Annotated in this window: 15 protein-coding genes; 8 read left to right on the top strand and 7 right to left on the bottom strand. The window is 67.0% G+C overall.

Annotated features, from left to right (window positions below; all coding sequences use genetic code 11):
- Position 1 precedes the first annotated feature (1 nt).
- Positions 2-847, top strand: coding sequence for an Fpg/Nei family DNA glycosylase (locus BKA23_RS10690; protein WP_145227855.1), 846 nt, complete (start codon positions 2-4; stop codon positions 845-847).
- Between the two features lie 39 nt (positions 848-886).
- Here the strand turns inward: BKA23_RS10690 and BKA23_RS10695 are convergent, their stop codons facing one another.
- The gene (locus BKA23_RS10695; protein WP_145227857.1) at positions 887-1,822 is read right to left on the bottom strand and encodes an aldo/keto reductase; all 936 of its coding nucleotides are present in this window, start codon (positions 1,820-1,822) and stop codon (positions 887-889) included.
- A gap of 97 nt (positions 1,823-1,919) precedes the next feature.
- Between BKA23_RS10695 and BKA23_RS10700 the strand changes: the two genes are divergently transcribed.
- Together BKA23_RS10700 and BKA23_RS10705 are read left to right on the top strand one after the other, a co-directional pair.
- Positions 1,920-2,495 carry a TetR/AcrR family transcriptional regulator gene (locus tag BKA23_RS10700; protein ID WP_145227859.1) on the top strand — a complete coding sequence of 192 codons (576 nt, stop codon included), beginning with the start codon at positions 1,920-1,922 and terminating at the stop codon, positions 2,493-2,495.
- A 149-nt stretch (positions 2,496-2,644) separates the two neighbouring features.
- On the top strand, positions 2,645-3,013 hold the full coding sequence (locus tag BKA23_RS10705) for a hypothetical protein (protein ID WP_145227861.1): 369 nt from the start codon (positions 2,645-2,647) through the stop codon (positions 3,011-3,013).
- 45 nt (positions 3,014-3,058) lie between these two features.
- Here BKA23_RS10705 and BKA23_RS10710 read toward each other — a convergent pair whose 3' ends face one another.
- The 5 genes from BKA23_RS10710 to BKA23_RS10730 form a co-directional block, all read right to left on the bottom strand.
- Positions 3,059-3,622, bottom strand: a complete 564-nt coding sequence (locus BKA23_RS10710; protein ID WP_246104573.1) for a GNAT family N-acetyltransferase — start codon at positions 3,620-3,622, stop codon at positions 3,059-3,061.
- Positions 3,623-3,798: 176 nt separating this feature from the next.
- Positions 3,799-4,095 (bottom strand): helix-turn-helix domain-containing protein, encoded by a 297-nt coding sequence (locus BKA23_RS10715; RefSeq protein WP_145227865.1) that lies wholly within the window; start codon positions 4,093-4,095, stop codon positions 3,799-3,801.
- A 140-nt stretch (positions 4,096-4,235) separates the two neighbouring features.
- Complete coding sequence (locus tag BKA23_RS10720) at positions 4,236-4,763, bottom strand: CinA family protein (RefSeq protein WP_145227867.1); 528 nt, start codon at positions 4,761-4,763, stop codon at positions 4,236-4,238.
- Between the two features lie 27 nt (positions 4,764-4,790).
- Positions 4,791-5,522, bottom strand: coding sequence for a CDP-diacylglycerol--glycerol-3-phosphate 3-phosphatidyltransferase (pgsA, locus tag BKA23_RS10725; RefSeq protein WP_145227869.1), 732 nt, complete (start codon positions 5,520-5,522; stop codon positions 4,791-4,793).
- Complete coding sequence (locus BKA23_RS10730; RefSeq protein ID WP_145227871.1) at positions 5,519-7,003, bottom strand: MiaB/RimO family radical SAM methylthiotransferase; 1,485 nt, start codon at positions 7,001-7,003, stop codon at positions 5,519-5,521. Before BKA23_RS10730 ends, pgsA begins: the two co-directional genes overlap by 4 nt.
- Before the next feature lie 76 nt (positions 7,004-7,079).
- On the opposite strand from BKA23_RS10730, the gene BKA23_RS10735 reads away from it, so the two are divergent.
- A complete protein-coding gene (locus BKA23_RS10735; protein WP_246104612.1) occupies positions 7,080-8,279 on the top strand; it encodes a dipeptidase in 1,200 nt (399 codons plus the stop codon).
- Positions 8,280-8,303: 24 nt separating this feature from the next.
- Here BKA23_RS10735 and BKA23_RS10740 read toward each other — a convergent pair whose 3' ends face one another.
- Positions 8,304-10,517, bottom strand: a complete 2,214-nt coding sequence (locus BKA23_RS10740; protein WP_170226462.1) for an acyltransferase family protein — start codon at positions 10,515-10,517, stop codon at positions 8,304-8,306.
- A gap of 286 nt (positions 10,518-10,803) precedes the next feature.
- Here BKA23_RS10740 and kdpF point away from each other — a divergent pair, with 286 nt between their 5' ends.
- From kdpF to kdpC, 4 genes are read left to right on the top strand one after another with little or no spacing between them, the layout of a single operon-like run.
- Positions 10,804-10,890, top strand: coding sequence for a K(+)-transporting ATPase subunit F (gene kdpF, locus BKA23_RS18240; RefSeq protein WP_145228469.1), 87 nt, complete (start codon positions 10,804-10,806; stop codon positions 10,888-10,890).
- Positions 10,890-12,539 carry a potassium-transporting ATPase subunit KdpA gene (kdpA, locus tag BKA23_RS10750; protein WP_145227875.1) on the top strand — a complete coding sequence of 550 codons (1,650 nt, stop codon included), beginning with the start codon at positions 10,890-10,892 and terminating at the stop codon, positions 12,537-12,539. Before kdpF ends, kdpA begins: the two co-directional genes overlap by 1 nt.
- Entirely contained in the window at positions 12,536-14,548 is a 2,013-nt protein-coding gene (kdpB, locus tag BKA23_RS10755) for a potassium-transporting ATPase subunit KdpB (protein WP_145227877.1), read from the top strand. The genes kdpA and kdpB overlap by 4 nt, the downstream gene beginning before the upstream one ends.
- A gap of 3 nt (positions 14,549-14,551) precedes the next feature.
- On the top strand, positions 14,552-15,124 hold the full coding sequence (gene kdpC / locus BKA23_RS10760) for a potassium-transporting ATPase subunit KdpC (protein ID WP_145227879.1): 573 nt from the start codon (positions 14,552-14,554) through the stop codon (positions 15,122-15,124).
- The last annotated feature ends 45 nt before the right edge of the window (positions 15,125-15,169 follow it).

A 15,169-nucleotide genomic window follows, 5' to 3' on the forward strand; every position in this document is an offset into this window, starting at 1 on the left:
GATGCCTGAAGGTGACGTTGTCCGCAAGACGGCGCAACGACTGGACCAAGCGCTTGCGGGCCGGCCACTCGTGGGCGCCGAGCTGCGGTGGCCGAGCCTGGGCGACCGGAGCCTGCACGGGATGACCACGACCGAGGTGGTCAGCCGAGGCAAGCACCTGCTGCACCGGCTCGACAGCGGTCTGACCCTGCACTCGCATCTGCGCATGGAGGGGTCGTGGCGGGTCCGCCCGACGTCGGCGGTGACACCAAAGGTGGCGGCACGCAGCGACATACGTGCGCTCTTGGCCACCGACACCTGGGCTGCGATCGGCTACCGGTTGGGGCTGCTGGAGTTGTTCGCGACGCGTGAAGAGGACCGCGTCGTCGGCCACCTCGGCCCCGACATCCTCTCGCCCGAGTGGGACGCCGACGAGGCCGTTCGACGTTTGCGGAGGCAGCCGGCGGAGACGATCGGTGCGGCGCTGCTGGATCAACGCAACCTGGCCGGCATCGGCACGATGTTCGCCGCGGAGGCACTGTTCGAGCAGCAGGTCCCGCCCTGGCAACCGGTCGCCCAGACCACCGACGAGCAGGTGCACGGCACGCTCGCCGCAGCGCATCGGCTGATGACCCGCTCGATGGACCAACCGCTGCGCATCGTCACCGAGCGCACGTCCACCACCGAGGACACCCGGGTCCACGCCCGCAGCGGCCGGCCATGCCTGCGCTGCGGCGGCACCGTGCGCGTGGCGATGATCGGCACAGCGCCGCAGGAGCGGACGATGTTCTATTGCCCGACCTGCCAGGGCGGCCTCGGCCCGACCGACGACGGCCGCACGCAACGCCCGCTCAACAGCCAGCGCTGACACCGCGACTTTGTGGGCGAGGGGCCGCTGGCCGATGTCTCAGGCTCGGCTACCAACGCCGCCAGCAGGCGCGATCGCGGCGATGGCCGCCAGATCCGCGACAGTGAGAGTGATGTCGACGGCGGCGATGTTCTCCGCAACCCGACCGGCGTTGCGTGAGCCGGGGATCGGCACGATGTAGTCGCGTTGGGCCAGGAGCCACGCGATTGCCAACTGGGACAGGCTCGCGCCCTTCCTGCTGGCGAACTGGGTCAGCTGGCCGACGATCTCGACGTTTTCGTCGTAGTTCTCTGGTTCCCACCACCCGATGCGCTGGCGGAAGTCGTCGGCGGCATAGGCGCTGCGCGGCTGTACTGCCCCGGACAGGAAGCCTCGCGCCAGCGGCGAGTAGGCGACCATGCCGATGCCGAGTTCTTCGATGACGGGCAACAGTGACTCGGACTCGCGGGCGAAGATCGAGTACTCGCTTTGCAGCACCGAGATCGGATGGACAGCGTGCGCCTTGCGGATGCTCTCGGCGTTCGTGTTGGACAGCCCGAGGTACTTCACCTTGCCGGCCTCGACGTACTGCTTCATCACTCCGACGACTTCCTCGACGGGAACGGCCGGGTCGTGGACGTGCTGGTAGAGCAGATCGATCGAGTCGACCCGCAGGTTCTGCAGGCTGGCGTCGACAACCGTGCGGATGTGCTCGGGGCGCGAGTTGGGTGCGAACGACGGGGTGAAGCCGAACTTCGTGGCGATCGTGACCTGGTCACGGATAGGTGCCAACGCCGTACCGAGCAGCTTCTCGCCAACGCCCCACCCATACATCTCGGCGGTGTCGAAGTGAGTCACGCCGAGTTCGTGTGCCCGACGGATCGCGCTGATCGACCCGGCGTCATCCGTGGGACCGTAGCCGATCGCGGTGCCCATCGCGCCGTATCCGATGGCGCTGACGGTTAGACCCTGCTGCCCGAGGTTGCGCTGCTGCATGTTCATCTCCTCAAAATCCAAACCGAACGGTTCGGTTTGAGGATACGCTCTCGGACCAGATTTCCAAACCAGACGGTTTGGTTCGTATCCTTCAGTCATGTCAGGAGCAGATTCGACCCGTGACCGGATCGTCGCGGCCGCGACGGCCGAGTTCGCGCAGCACGGCATTGCTGGAGCCAGGGTCGAACGGATCGCCAAGGCAGCTCGCACCAGCAAGGAGCGCGTCTATGCGCACTTCGGTAGCAAGGACAAGCTCTACCGGTTCATCGCCGGGCGGGAGCTCATTGCCATGTCCGAGGCCGTGCCGCTGGACCCAGCAGACCTGCCGGGCTACGCCGTCCGCGTCCACGATCACATCACAGAACACCCAGAACGACTTCGGCTGATGAAGTGGGGTCAGCTGGAACTTCCCTCAGGCCCTGCCAGCGTCGATGACGCCGTCGACGTTGTCGTTGTCAACAAGATCGAGCAACTACGCCGGGCCCAGACCGATGGCGTCCTTGATGCCAGTTGGGATCCGATCGACATCCTCGTCTTCGTCAGTCAGCTCGCGACGTCGCCCATCGACCCCGGCAGTTCGATCAACGATCAGCAGCGCACCGCGTTCAGGGCTGCGCGTCGCGACGCGATCAAGAAAGCTGTTCAGCGGCTCTTCCCGGCGATCAACGCCTGAGATCGGAGAAGCGATCGCCGCACCGGTCACGTGGCGAAGAACCACAAATCGATCACGATCGTGTCGCCTCTGACGCACGCGACCGCGCAGCCCGTTTGGATGCAGGCATGGGGCGGAGGAAACGGACAGCAATCGCAACGGCCGTCATCGTGGCCGCTTGCTACGTCTTCTGGTGCTTCCAGGGCGGCCGCCTCCAAGCCGGGCCAGAAGGGCTGCTTCATCCCGTGGGGGCGTACTGGGTCACGAAGACACTCCAGTTGAGATGCATCGACGCCCAGACATCCGCGAGTGCGCTGAGTATTCAGGCGTATATCGGAGACGACGACAGAAATCCGCAGATCGCGGTGACGCTGGCCGATCGATCTCGCATCGTCCTCAAGGGAAAGCTGCAGGAGAACATCGCCTACGGCGCCATGCCGACGCAACTTGATACCACCACGATTCTCGTTCCCTTGACGATTTCTTACACGGGACAAAACATCTACAGCGGAAGGAAATTGCTGCAGTATTGCCCGTGATTCAGCAACCACGTTGCAGCTGATGACACCGAAGAAACGGATGTCTCAACAGTCGGCGATGAAGCGGGTGCGGTCGCTGGCGATCAGTCCGTAGATCCAGGAGTCCGACACGTCTCCGTCGACGATGCAGTCCTGCCGCAGACGACCTTCTCGGACAAAACCTGACTTTTCGAGGACCCGGGCGCACGCGAGGTTGCGGGTGTCGAGCTCGGCTTGAACTCTGTTGAGGTCGAGGGCGTCGAAGGCCCAGTCCAGCATCGCCAGAACGACCTCCGTCGCGTATCCGTGGCCCCACGACGGCTTCGCGAAGCAGAAACCGACGGCAGCGCTGCGGAAGTCGGGATTCCAGCGACTCACACTGCACCACCCGAGAAAGGCACCGTCATCGAGTCGCTCGACGACCACCCGAACGCCGACGTCGTCGGCGCTCATCGCATGGCACTTGTCGATGAAACGCGTAGCCCGCTCCTGATTGCTCCACGCCGGCTCGTCCCAGTACCGCAAGACATCACGGTCGGTCATCAACGAGAACAGCTCTTCTCCGTCGGATTCGCGGAAGGGCCGAAGATGCAGTCGTTCGGTGCGAAGGTCGGGCGTTTTCAAACTCACGGACGTGATCATGCCAGCGCTACTCGCCAGGTTCACGGGCTTTTACGATTCGCCAGGTCCATGGAACCTAGGACGTTCGCGTGGCCTGCAACGGGCGACACAGTCTCATCGCGCAGCCGAAATCACCTGATAGATATCAGGATTCGCGACGCCTCGGCACATTGCCGAGAATGAACTCAGGCTGCGGAAACGACCGGCGCAACGGGACCGACAGGCAGCGGCACGGGTGCGGTGACCGCCTCGGCCACGGCGATCCGCTCGGACACCTGCAGCATGGTCTCCGACAGCGGCAACCCGAGCGCGCTGCACACCGAGGCGAGCAACTCCGAGGAGGCTTCCTTCTCACCGCGCTCGATCTCGGACAAGTAGCCCAACGACACCTGGGCGCTGGACGCGACATCGCGCAGCGTCCGACCCTGCACCTGGCGCGCCTCGCGCAGCACGTCGCCCAACTCACGGCGGAGCAGGATCATGGGCGCCTCCTTGTGCTGAGCTGGCGGACAGGTCTTCGATCTGGTGGGCACCACCTTAGCCGGATGCCCTGACGCAGCCCGGGCGGGCGACGCCGATGCACCATCGACAACTCGCGCGAGGCGTCCGTTAATCCCAGCGCTCATCGGCGTTCGACGCACTGTCTGAGCAGTTCGAGCACCGCCCGCACCGTGGCTGCGCGAATCTGATCGCGGTCGCCGCTCAAAGAGAGGATGCGCACCTCGTCGACCGGTACGCCTGGCGCGTCATCCCACCCGGTCGCGATGAAGACCCGTCCCACCGGCGCGCCGTCCTGCTCGGCCGGTCCGGCCACACCCGTCGTCGCGATTCCATGCGTCGCACCCATCAGCCGGCGCACGCCGTGCGCCATCTGCCGGGCCACCTCCGCCTGCACCGGTCCCCCACTGCGCAACAGCAGATCATCCACACCCAGCACCCTCGCCTTGGTGTCCGTCGCGTATGTCGCAACGCCCCCACGCACCACCGCGCTCGCGCCGGGGACAGCGGTCAGGGCAGCGGTCACCAGACCGCCGGTCAGCGACTCGGCGGCAGCGATCGTGCACCCGTGCCGCGCCAGCAGTGCGATGAGTTCGCGGTCGTCGTCGTGTGCAACGGGGGCGGTGGTGTCGTGATCCGGTCGCTGCGTCATACCGCTGTCATACTCCCGCCGCGAACGTCACCGTCCGGCGGCGCGCCGCTCGCGCCGCAACCGGGAGCGCTCGCTGTTGCGCCGCAGCGACATCGCGCGGAAGACGTAGTCGACGCCGGTCACCACTGTGACCACCACCGCGGCCGCCATCACGATCCACGCGATGACATCCCACACGCCGCTCATCGGCAGCAGGAAGAAGCCGATCGCGATGGCCTGCAGCAGAGTCTTGAGTTTGCCGCCGCGACTGGCGGGCAGCACACCGTGCCGGATCACCGACAGGCGCAGCAGGGTGATGCCGACCTCGCGCACGAGGATCACGACCGTCACCCACCACGGCAGCCGGCCGATCACCGAGAGCCCGACCAGCGCCATGCCCATGAGCGCCTTGTCCGCGATCGGGTCCATCATCTTGCCGAAGTCGGTCACCAGGCCACGCGATCGCGCCAGGTCGCCGTCGATGCGGTCGGTGATCGAGGCGATCGCGAAGACAGCCACTGCCGCCAGCCGGTAGCCGGTGTCGTGGCCGCCGTGCGTCAGCAACAACCAGCCGAAGACCGGCACGAGCACGACGCGGAACATGGTCAGGGCGTTGGCAATGTTCCAGTTGCTGACACCGGTGCTCGGGGTCGAGGCGGGGTCCGGCACCGGCTCGATGAGCGGCTCGCCCGCGGCCCGTCGTCGCTCGAACTCCGCGCGCCGACGTTCGAGCTCCTCCCGCGCGGTCGGCCTGTTCTCGCGGCGGTCGGCTGCGCTCACACCGGCTCCGCGATCAGGTCGATGCCGTGGGTGTCGACGACGCGTGCGGTCACGATGTCGCCGACCGCAGGCAGCGGAGCGCCCGGGCGCAGCGACAAGATCGTCTCGCCGTCGACATCCGGGCCCTGCTGGCCGGCGCGCCCGCGGACCTCCGGCTCAGCCTCGTCAGCGTCGCCGAAGTCGTCGAATTCGTCTGCGTCACCGACGGATTCGACGAGCACCTCGAGGGTCTCGCCGATGCGTTCGGTGGCGCGTTGCAGGTTGAGCTCCTCGACCAGTCGCTGCAAGTGCGCTAGCCGGTCGGCCACCTCGGCCTCGGGAAGCTTTGCGTCATACGTCTCGGCCTCGGTGCCGTCCTCGTCGGAGTAGCCGAACACCCCGACCACGTCGAGGCGGGCCTCGGTCAGGAAGGACTCGAGCTGCTCGAGGTCGGCGTCGGTCTCACCGGGGAATCCGACGATGACATTGCTGCGGACGCCCGCGTACGGCGACCGTCGCCGCACCTCCTGCAACAGCGTGAGGAAGGACTCGCGGTCACCGAACCGGCGCATCCGGCGCAGCAACGGCCCGCTCGCATGCTGGAACGAGATGTCGAAATACGGGACGACCCCGGGCGTGGAGGTCATAACGTCCAGCAGGTCGGGCCGGATCTCAGCAGGCTGCAGGTAGGACACGCGAACCCGCGAAATGCCTTCAACCGCAGCAAGTTCCGGCAGCATCGTGTCGAGCAGCCGCAGGTCACCGAGATCCTTGCCGTACGACGTGGAGTTCTCGCTCACCAGGAAGATCTCGCGCACGTCGTGCTGCCCCAGCCAGCGCGCCTCGGCCAGCACATCCGACGGGCGGCGGGAGACGAAGGCACCGCGGAACATCGGGATCGCGCAGAATGCGCACCGCCGGTCACACCCGGAGGCGATCTTCAGCGGTGCCCACGGCCGACCGTCCAGCCGCGCACGGATCACTCGCGGCGCCGCGACCGGCGACTCGACGGCCACATCGGCGGGTTCACGCACATCACCGTGCCCCGGGATCGCACCCGCGGCGTCCTGGCGCTGCACCGGCGACAGCGGCAGCAGCTTGCGCCGGTCCCCCGGCGTGTGGGATGTCGGTGCGTGGCCGTTGAGCACGGCCGTGAGCTGCGCGGACATGTCGGTGTACGAGTCGAATCCGAGCACCGCGTCGGCCTCGGGCAGCTGGGCGGCGAGCTGCTCGCCATACCTCTCGGCCAGGCAGCCGACCGCGACGACCGCCTGCGTGCGGCCGTGCTCCTTGAGGTCGTTGGCCTCCAGCAGCGCGTCGATGGAGTCCTTCTTGGCCTGCTCGACGAAGCCACACGTGTTGATGACCGCGACATCGGCTTGCGCCGCGTCGTCGACGAGGGTCCAGCCTTCGGCGGCAAGACGGCCGGCGAGCTCCTCCGAATCGACCTCGTTGCGGGCGCAGCCAAGGGTCACCAGCGCAACGCTGCGGGGGGAGGTCATGCGCTCAACTGTATTGGACCGGCATGCAGCCGACCCAGACCACGCTGCCCGGCTCGCCGGTGGTGAGATGTGCTGTATGTCGATGACCCCTTCCGCCGCCAGCCTCGCCCGCGTGACCGCCCTGCTGGGTGAGCATCCGCTCATCGACGGCCACAACGACCTGGCCTGGGCGGCACGGGAACTCGTCGGCTACGACTTCGACAAGCTCGACCTGGCCGCCGGCACCGCCGACCGCACGCACACTGACATTGAGCGGCTGCGCCGCGGGCACGTCGGCGCGCAGTTCTGGTCGGTTTTCGTCCCCTCGAACCAGCCGGGCAGCGAAGCCCTCACCCAGACGCTGGAACAGATCGACGCGGTGCACCAGTTCGTCGGCCGGTGGCCGGAGGCCTTCGGCCTCGCGCGCACCGCCGATGAGGTGGAGTCGGTCTTCGCCTCCGGCCGCATCGCCTCCCTGCTCGGCGCCGAGGGCGGTCAGTCGATCGACAGCTCTCTGGCGGCGCTGCGGATGCTCTACGTGCTGGGCGTGCGCTACATGACCCTTACCCACAACGACAACAACCCCTGGGCGGACTCGGCGACGGACCTCCCGGAGCACGACGGCCTGACCCGGTTCGGCGTGGAGGTGGTGCGCGAGATGAACCGCATCGGCATGCTGGTCGACCTGTCGCACGTCTCGGCAGACACGATGCGCGCCGCCCTGGCGGCCTCGGAGGCGCCGGTCATCTTCAGCCACTCCTCCGCCCGGGCCGTGTGCGACTCGCCACGCAATGCACCCGACGACGTCCTCGAGACGGTGCGCGACCGCGGTGGTGTGGTCATGTCCACCTTCGTGCCGGCATTCGTCTCGCAGGAGTGCGCGGACTGGCGGGCACGAGCGCAGGACGCCGCACGCGACGCCGGCGTGGTGCCGACCGACCACGTGGCGTTCACCGCGTTCGCCCGCACCTGGGCGCAGCGCCACCCGGAGCCGACCGCGACGCTCGACGACGTGATCGCGCACTTCGTCCACATCCGCGAGGTCGCCGGGATCGACCACCTCGGTGTGGGCGGCGACTACGACGGCGTGCCGGGGCTGCCGCTGGGGCTGGAGGACGTGTCGTCATACCCGGTGGTCTTTGCCGCGCTGGCCGACCTCGGCTGGTCGGACGAGGACCTCGCCAAGGTCGCCGGCGGCAACGTGCTGCGGGTGCTGCGCGATGCCGAGTCCGTCGCACGCGACCTGCAGACCACCCGTGGCCCGAGCGTGGCCACCATCGCCGAACTCGACGGCTGAGCGCGCCCGACCCGGGCGTCGCGGTCACGACGTCGGGGTCGGAGCCCCCTGCACGAGGCACTGCGACGGCGAGTGGCCGCCCTTGGGGAAGGCCACCGCGAGCGCCTGCGCGATGTCGTGTGCACGCGCGATGTAGCCGGGTGTCGTGAAGTGGATGCCGTCGCTGATGAACCATTTGTTCTGCACCTGGTCGGCCCAGTTCGCGACACGCATCGTGGGGTACTTCTTGCACGCGTCCAGCAGAGCGTTGTTCCACTTCTGCATGTTGGCCTCGGAGTACGCCGGATTGCTCGGGTTGTGCACCCGCACGTTGACCCACAGCACATCGTCCGAGCCGACGAGTTGCATGAGGCGTGAGATCCGTTGCGGCAGTGAGACATTCCCGCCGACAGCCTGGTCGGCGGTGTCATTGGTGCCCAGCGCGAAGACCCAGCAGCCGTGGTAGCCCGCGGCGATCTGCTGCTGAACGACGGTCGCCGCATTGGGGTGGCCGTCGAGGGTCTCGACGATGGACCGCCCCCCGGAGATCTCCGGGGTGTATGACGTGACGCCGACGTCGCGCAGTTGCTGCGGGTACTGCTGCGCGGGGTTGGGGATGTAAGAGTTGCCCAGCAGCCCGTCGGAGGTGGAGTCGCCGACATGCACGACGTGGGTGCACGACGACTGCAGCACGCCCGGACCGCCGATCGCGACCGACGGGGTGGCCGAGGAACTGGGTGAACCGCCACCGGAGGGTTTGGCGCTGCCGGTCGGCACCGACCCCGGAGAAGTCGGGGTGGGACTCGCCGGAGCGGCCGCGGCGTCGCTGGCCGCCATGAGATTCAGTGGGAGGGCCTGTGGCACGACCATGACCGCCACTGCCAGTGCACCGACCATCGCGCTGCCGGCTCGCACGTTGAGCCGACGCGACAGCACTCGTGCACGTGCAACGTCGACGGGGGTGGCCGCGACCGGTGCGGCAGAGACGGGCGCAGCGACCGGTGTCGCCACCGGCAGCGGTGCTGTCTCGTCGGCCTCTGTTACGGCGGCCAGGTGCGGTCGCACCGGCAGACGGACCGCGCCGGGGATCTGCCCGGGCAGCGGCACAGCAGTGGCGTCGGCGTCGATGACCGCCTCGGGCGGCAGGATCGGCTCCACCGCTGTGGTGCCACGTCGACGCAGCGCTGCGCGCAGCCCGAGGGTGCGGATCGGATCTTCGACATACCGCCACGACAGGGCCGAGATGAGCACGGTCAGTATGACGACCGCGGCGCCGTGGGCCAGACCGTTCGCCAACACGCCGTTCGTCGGCATGAACACCAGGATCGGCAGGTGCCACAGGTAGATGCCGTACGAACGCTCGCCGATCCACGTCAGCGGTCGTAGCGCGAGCACGCGGCCGAGGATGCTGCCGGGCGTGCTGATCGCGAGCAGCACTGCGCCGGTCGCGACGGACAACGCCAGCAGCCCGAAACGGTAGGTGGACAGGTCGTATTCGGTCGTCTCACTGACCAGCACACCGATCACGACCAGCCCGAGCACGCCGGCGACGTCGATCGCGCGCCGGTGCTCGGGCAGCCGCTCGCGACGGCCGTGCAACCACAATGCGAGCGCGGCGCCGACGAGCAGACCGCCCACCCGGGTGTCGGTGCCCTCGTAGGCGCGCGTGGTGTCGAAGCCGCTCTTGGCCAGCATCGACAGTTCGACGAAGGAGGCCGCGGCCAGCAGCGCTGTGATCACCGCCATGACCCGGGTATGACGGCGGGTCACGAACCACAACGCAATCAGCAGCAGCGGCCAGACCAGGTAGAACTGCTCCTCCACCGACAGCGACCACAGGTGGTCGAAGGGGCCGGTGTTGAACCGCGCGAAGTAGGAATCACCGGCCAGGATCGTGTGCCAGTTGGCGACATAGAACAGGGCCGCGATCGCGTCGACGCCCCAGGTGCCTGTCTCCCCCGGCCGTCGGATGACCGTCGCGACCATCGTGACGATCAGCAGCAGGACGACCGCCGGCAGCAGCCGGCGAGCCCGCCGCACCCAGAAGCTGCGCAGGTCCCAGCCGCGCTGCTGCGCGCCGGATAACAAAATGGAGGTGATCAGGAATCCCGAGAGCGTGAAGAAGATCCCCACGCCGAGCAACCCGCCACCGGCGTGCGGGACGTGCAGGTGGTAGGCGATCACCAGTGCGACCGCGATCGTTCGTAGTCCGTCCAGTCCTGGGACGTAGTGCTTGACGCCCCCGATCGGCTTGGGCACTGCGATTCCCCCTTCTCAACTCTCGTCGTGTCGCCGCGACTCGCTTCCGCTCGGCCGTTCCACCCCGGCAGACGCCTGACACCGCTGCGCGGTTGGGTCCGACCCTGTGTCGGAGGGCGGAACGCCCCATCGTCGGATTTTCAACGGTAACAACCGGTTCCGCCTTCTCCCGGTCACGACATGCGTATCCGCCCATCGGATCGCAGGCCGTAAAAATCACGTCAACGCCCCTCAAGGTCGCGTCAATTCACGAGGCGCCGCGCCATACCGGTCTGAGGCTGGGCGCATGGCTGAATACATCGTCGCGGGCGTGATCGCCTTCGCCCTGCTGGTGTACCTCGTGTACGCCCTGATCTACCCGGACAAATTCTGATGAGCGAGACCGTCAGCGGACTGCTGACCATTGCCGTCCTGGTTCTTGCGCTCGCCCTGGTGTATGTCCCGCTCGGCGACTACATGGCCCGTGTCTTCACCAGCGACAAGGATCTCGCGCCGGAACGGTTCGTCTACCGTCTCTGCGGCATCAATCCCCGCTCCGAACAGCGGTGGAGTCTGTATGCCGTGTCGGTGGGTGCCTTCTCGGTGGTGTCCATCGTCGTGCTGTGGGCGATGCTGCAGTTCCAGTCGCATCTGCCACTGGCGCGTGGCGCAACCATGGACTGGCACACAGCGATCAACACCGCCGTCTCCTTCGTCACCAACACCAACTGGCAGAGCTACTCCGGCGAGACCGGTGTGTCCGCGCTCGTGCAGACGCTCGGGCTGGCAACCCAGAACTTCGTCTCCGCCGCCGTCGGTCTGGCGGTGGCCATCGCGCTGATCCGGGGCCTGTTGCGCAACCAGAGCGGCACGATCGGCAACTTCTGGGTGGATCTGGTGCGCGGCACCTTCCGGATCCTGCTCCCCCTCGCCTTCATCGCGGCCGTCGTCCTGCTCGCCGGCGGCGTGATCCAGGACATCTCGGCCTCGCAGACCATCACGACGATCACCGGCAACCACCAGGTGATCGAGCACGGCCTGGTCGCCAGCCAGGAGGCCATCAAGGAACTCGGCACCAACGGCGGCGGCTACTTCAACGCCAACTCCGCGCATCCGTTCGAGAACCCGAACGGATTCACCAACATCTTCGAGATCTTTCTACTGCTGGTGATCCCGTTCTCGATGCCCCGCACCTACGGCCGCATGGTCGGCGACAACCGCCAGGGTCTGGCCGTCGTGGGCTTCATGGCCTTCCTGTGGACCATGATGCTCACCGTCATCACCTGGGCCGAGGTCGCCGCCTCACACAGCCCCACCGGTTCGATGGAGGGCAAGGAGGTGCGCTTCGGCGTCTGGGCGTCGGCTCTGTTCGCCAACTCGACCACCGCGACCTCGACGGGAGCGGTCAACTCATGGCACGAGTCGTACAGTCCGATCGGCGGCGGCGGCACCATCGTCAACATGGCGCTGGGCGAGATCAGTCCTGGCGGTGTCGGCTCCGGCATGTATGGCGCGCTGGTGATCGCGATCCTCACGGTCTTCATTGCCGGGCTCATGGTCGGCCGCACGCCCGAACTGCTCGGTAAGACGATCGGCCGCAAAGAGATCACGCTGGCGTCGCTCTACACCGTGGTCACACCCGCGCTGGTGCTGATCGGCACAGCTGCGGCGCTGGTCGTCAAGAGCGCGAAGGCCGGTCTGCTCGCCACCGGGCCGCACGGCCTATCGGAGATGCTGTACGCCTACACCTCGGCGGCCAACAACAACGGCTCCGCGTTCGCCGGTCTAACCGCCGACCAGCCGTACCTGAACCTCACCCTGGCAGCAGCGATGTTCTTCGGCCGATTCGTGCCGATGATGCTGATTCTGGCTCTCGCCGGCGCCCTGGCGAAACAGAAGCGACGTCCCGCAGGCGACGGAACCATGCCCACCCACACACCACTGTTTGCCGGACTGATGGTCGGCGTCGCGGTCCTGGTGACCGGGCTGACGTTCCTTCCCGCCATCGCGCTCGGCCCGCTCGCGGAGGCCTTCCAGAAATGAACTCATTGATGTCCCTGGCGGCGCAGTCGATGCCCGATGCGCTGCGCAAGTTCAACCCGCGCCATCTGTGGCGCACCCCCGTGATGTTCGTGGTCTGGGTCAGCGCGCTGCTGACCACGATCGAGGCATGTGTCCACCCGTCGTGGTTCGCCTGGCTCGTGGCGATCTGGCTGTGGGCGACGATCCTGTTCGCCAACCTCGCCGAGGCTGTCGCCGAAGGGCGTGGCAAAGCACAGGCGGAGACACTGCGCAAGACCCGCACGACCACCACCGCACGCCGGCTGCTGGAGGACGGCTCCGAGGAGCAGATCGCCGCAGCCGACTTGAAGCTGCACGACCGGGTGGTCGTCGAAACCGGCCAGGTGATCCCCGGTGACGGTGACGTCGTCGAAGGCATCGCGACCGTCGACGAGTCGGCGATCACCGGTGAGTCCGCACCGGTCGTGCGAGAGGCCGGTGGTGACCGATGCGCGGTCACCGGCGGCACCACCGTGCTGTCCGACCGCATCGTGGTGCAGATCACCTCCAAACCCGGTGAGACCTTCATCGACCGGATGATCGCGCTCGTCGAGGGCGCCGAACGGCAGAAGACCCCCAACGAGATCGCGCTCGGGATCCTGCTGATCGTGCTGACGATCGTCTTCCTGCTGGCTGTCGGCACCATCCCTCCGCTCGCAGGGTTCAACGGTCACAAGCCGTCCGTCATCGTGTTGGTGGCGCTGCTCGTCTGTCTGATCCCCACCACCATTGGCGCCCTGCTGTCCGCGATCGGCATTGCCGGTATGGACCGCCTCGTGCAGCGCAATGTGCTGGCGATGTCCGGGCGCGCGGTCGAGGCCGCCGGTGACGTGTCGACGTTGCTGCTGGACAAGACGGGCACCATCACCCTGGGTAACCGTCAGGCCAGCGACATCGTGGTCGTCGGCGAGGGCGACAAGACCGAGGTCTACGAGCTGGCCCACCTGTCCTCGCTCGCCGACGAAACACCCGAAGGCCGCTCGATCGTCGACTGGACGGCCAAGGAGCTCGGTCACACCTCCGAGTCACCGAAGGATGCCGAGGTGGTGCCGTTCACGGCACAGACCCGGATGAGCGGCCTCGATCTGGCCGATGGCACCGAACTGCGTAAGGGCGCCGCCAACTCGGTGGCAAAGCTGGTGCGCGACTCCGGCGGCCGAGGGGCCGACCAGGCGCTGGAGATCGCCGACACCATCAGCGAGAGCGGTGGCACGCCACTGGTCGTCGCCATACGTCGTCCCGGTGGTCCCGTCGACGCGGTCGGCGTCATACATCTCAAGGACGTCATCAAGCCCGGCATGGTGGAACGCTTCGGCGAGCTTCGTCGGATGGGCATCCGGACGGTCATGATCACCGGTGACAACCCCAAGACGGCGAAGGCGATCGCCGACGAAGCGGGAGTCGACGACTTCCTGGCCGAGGCCACCCCCGAGGACAAGATGCGCCTGATCAAACAGGAGCAGGAGGGCGGCCGGCTCGTTGCGATGACCGGTGACGGGACCAACGACGCCCCTGCGCTGGCACAGGCCGACGTGGGTGTCGCCATGAACACCGGAACCTCCGCAGCCAAGGAGGCCGGCAACATGGTCGACCTCGACTCCGACCCGACGAAACTGATCGACATCGTCGGTATCGGCAAGCAGTTGCTGATCACCCGTGGAGCGCTCACGACGTTCTCGATCGCCAACGACCTCGCGAAGTACTTCGCGATCATCCCGGCGATGTTCGTCACGAGTTACCCGGGCCTCTCGAAGCTGAACATCATGCACCTGCATTCGTCGAACTCGGCGATCCTGTCGGCGGTCATCTTCAACGCGCTCGTCATCGTTGCGCTGATCCCGTTGTCACTCAAGGGTGTTCGCTACCGCCCGGTGCGTGCCGAGCAGATGCTGATGCGCAACATCCTGATCTACGGCGTCGGTGGCGTGATCGCACCGTTCGTCGGTATCAAGCTCATCGACCTTCTCGTCCAGTTCCTCCCAGGGATGTGACCCATGTCCACTTCATCGCTCTCCATCGGCCGCCAGTCGTTCGCGGCACTGCGGATCTTCGTGGTGCTGACCGTGCTGGTCGGCGTGATCTACCCGGCGGCCGTCTGGGGTGTTGGACGCATCGCGTTCCACTCCCAGGCAACCGGCTCGCTGATCACCCGTGACGGCAAGGTCGTCGGATCGTCGCTGCTGGGACAGCAGTTCACCGGTCCGCAGTGGTTCCAGGGCCGTGCGTCCGCCTCGAACTACGCCGGCAACGCCAGCGGCGGCTCCAACCTGCCTGAGGACGACAAACGCCAGCAGCAGGCGGTTGCTCAACGCAGAGCCGCGTTGAGCTCGCTGGGTGGGAAGATTCCGCCCGACGCGCTCACCGAGAGCGCGAGCGGCCTCGATCCCGACATCTCCCCCGCCTACGCCCAGCTGCAGGCCCCTCGTGTCGCCAAGGCCCGCGGCCTGAGCCTCGCGGTTGTCGAGCACCTGATCAGCGAATACACCCAGGGCCGCGACGCCGGGTTCCTCGGCGACCCGCGAGTCAACTTCCTCGAGTTGAATCTGGCGCTGCAGAAGCTGCAGTAATGAGCCCGGACGACACCGAAGTGGCCCCGAGGCAGCACAATCGAC

Source organism: Rudaeicoccus suwonensis (assembly GCF_007829035.1).
GTDB lineage: Bacteria > Actinomycetota > Actinomycetes > Actinomycetales > Dermatophilaceae > Rudaeicoccus > Rudaeicoccus suwonensis.

What these genes read in the sequence shown, in the direction of transcription:
- BKA23_RS10690 (WP_145227855.1), top strand. Translation starts at nt 2, where the DNA reads ATGCCTGAAGGTGACGTTGTCCGCAAGACGGCGCAACGACTGGACCAA.
- BKA23_RS10695 (WP_145227857.1), bottom strand. Translation starts at nt 1,822, where the DNA reads ATGCAGCAGCGCAACCTCGGGCAGCAGGGTCTAACCGTCAGCGCCATC.
- BKA23_RS10700 (WP_145227859.1), top strand. Translation starts at nt 1,920, where the DNA reads ATGTCAGGAGCAGATTCGACCCGTGACCGGATCGTCGCGGCCGCGACG.
- BKA23_RS10715 (WP_145227865.1), bottom strand. Translation starts at nt 4,095, where the DNA reads ATGATCCTGCTCCGCCGTGAGTTGGGCGACGTGCTGCGCGAGGCGCGC.
- BKA23_RS10720 (WP_145227867.1), bottom strand. Translation starts at nt 4,763, where the DNA reads ATGACGCAGCGACCGGATCACGACACCACCGCCCCCGTTGCACACGAC.
- BKA23_RS10730 (WP_145227871.1), bottom strand. Translation starts at nt 7,003, where the DNA reads ATGACCTCCCCCCGCAGCGTTGCGCTGGTGACCCTTGGCTGCGCCCGC.
- BKA23_RS10735 (WP_246104612.1), top strand. Translation starts at nt 7,080, where the DNA reads ATGTCGATGACCCCTTCCGCCGCCAGCCTCGCCCGCGTGACCGCCCTG.
- kdpF (WP_145228469.1), top strand. Translation starts at nt 10,804, where the DNA reads ATGGCTGAATACATCGTCGCGGGCGTGATCGCCTTCGCCCTGCTGGTG.
- kdpA (WP_145227875.1), top strand. Translation starts at nt 10,890, where the DNA reads ATGAGCGAGACCGTCAGCGGACTGCTGACCATTGCCGTCCTGGTTCTT.
- kdpB (WP_145227877.1), top strand. Translation starts at nt 12,536, where the DNA reads ATGAACTCATTGATGTCCCTGGCGGCGCAGTCGATGCCCGATGCGCTG.
- kdpC (WP_145227879.1), top strand. Translation starts at nt 14,552, where the DNA reads ATGTCCACTTCATCGCTCTCCATCGGCCGCCAGTCGTTCGCGGCACTG.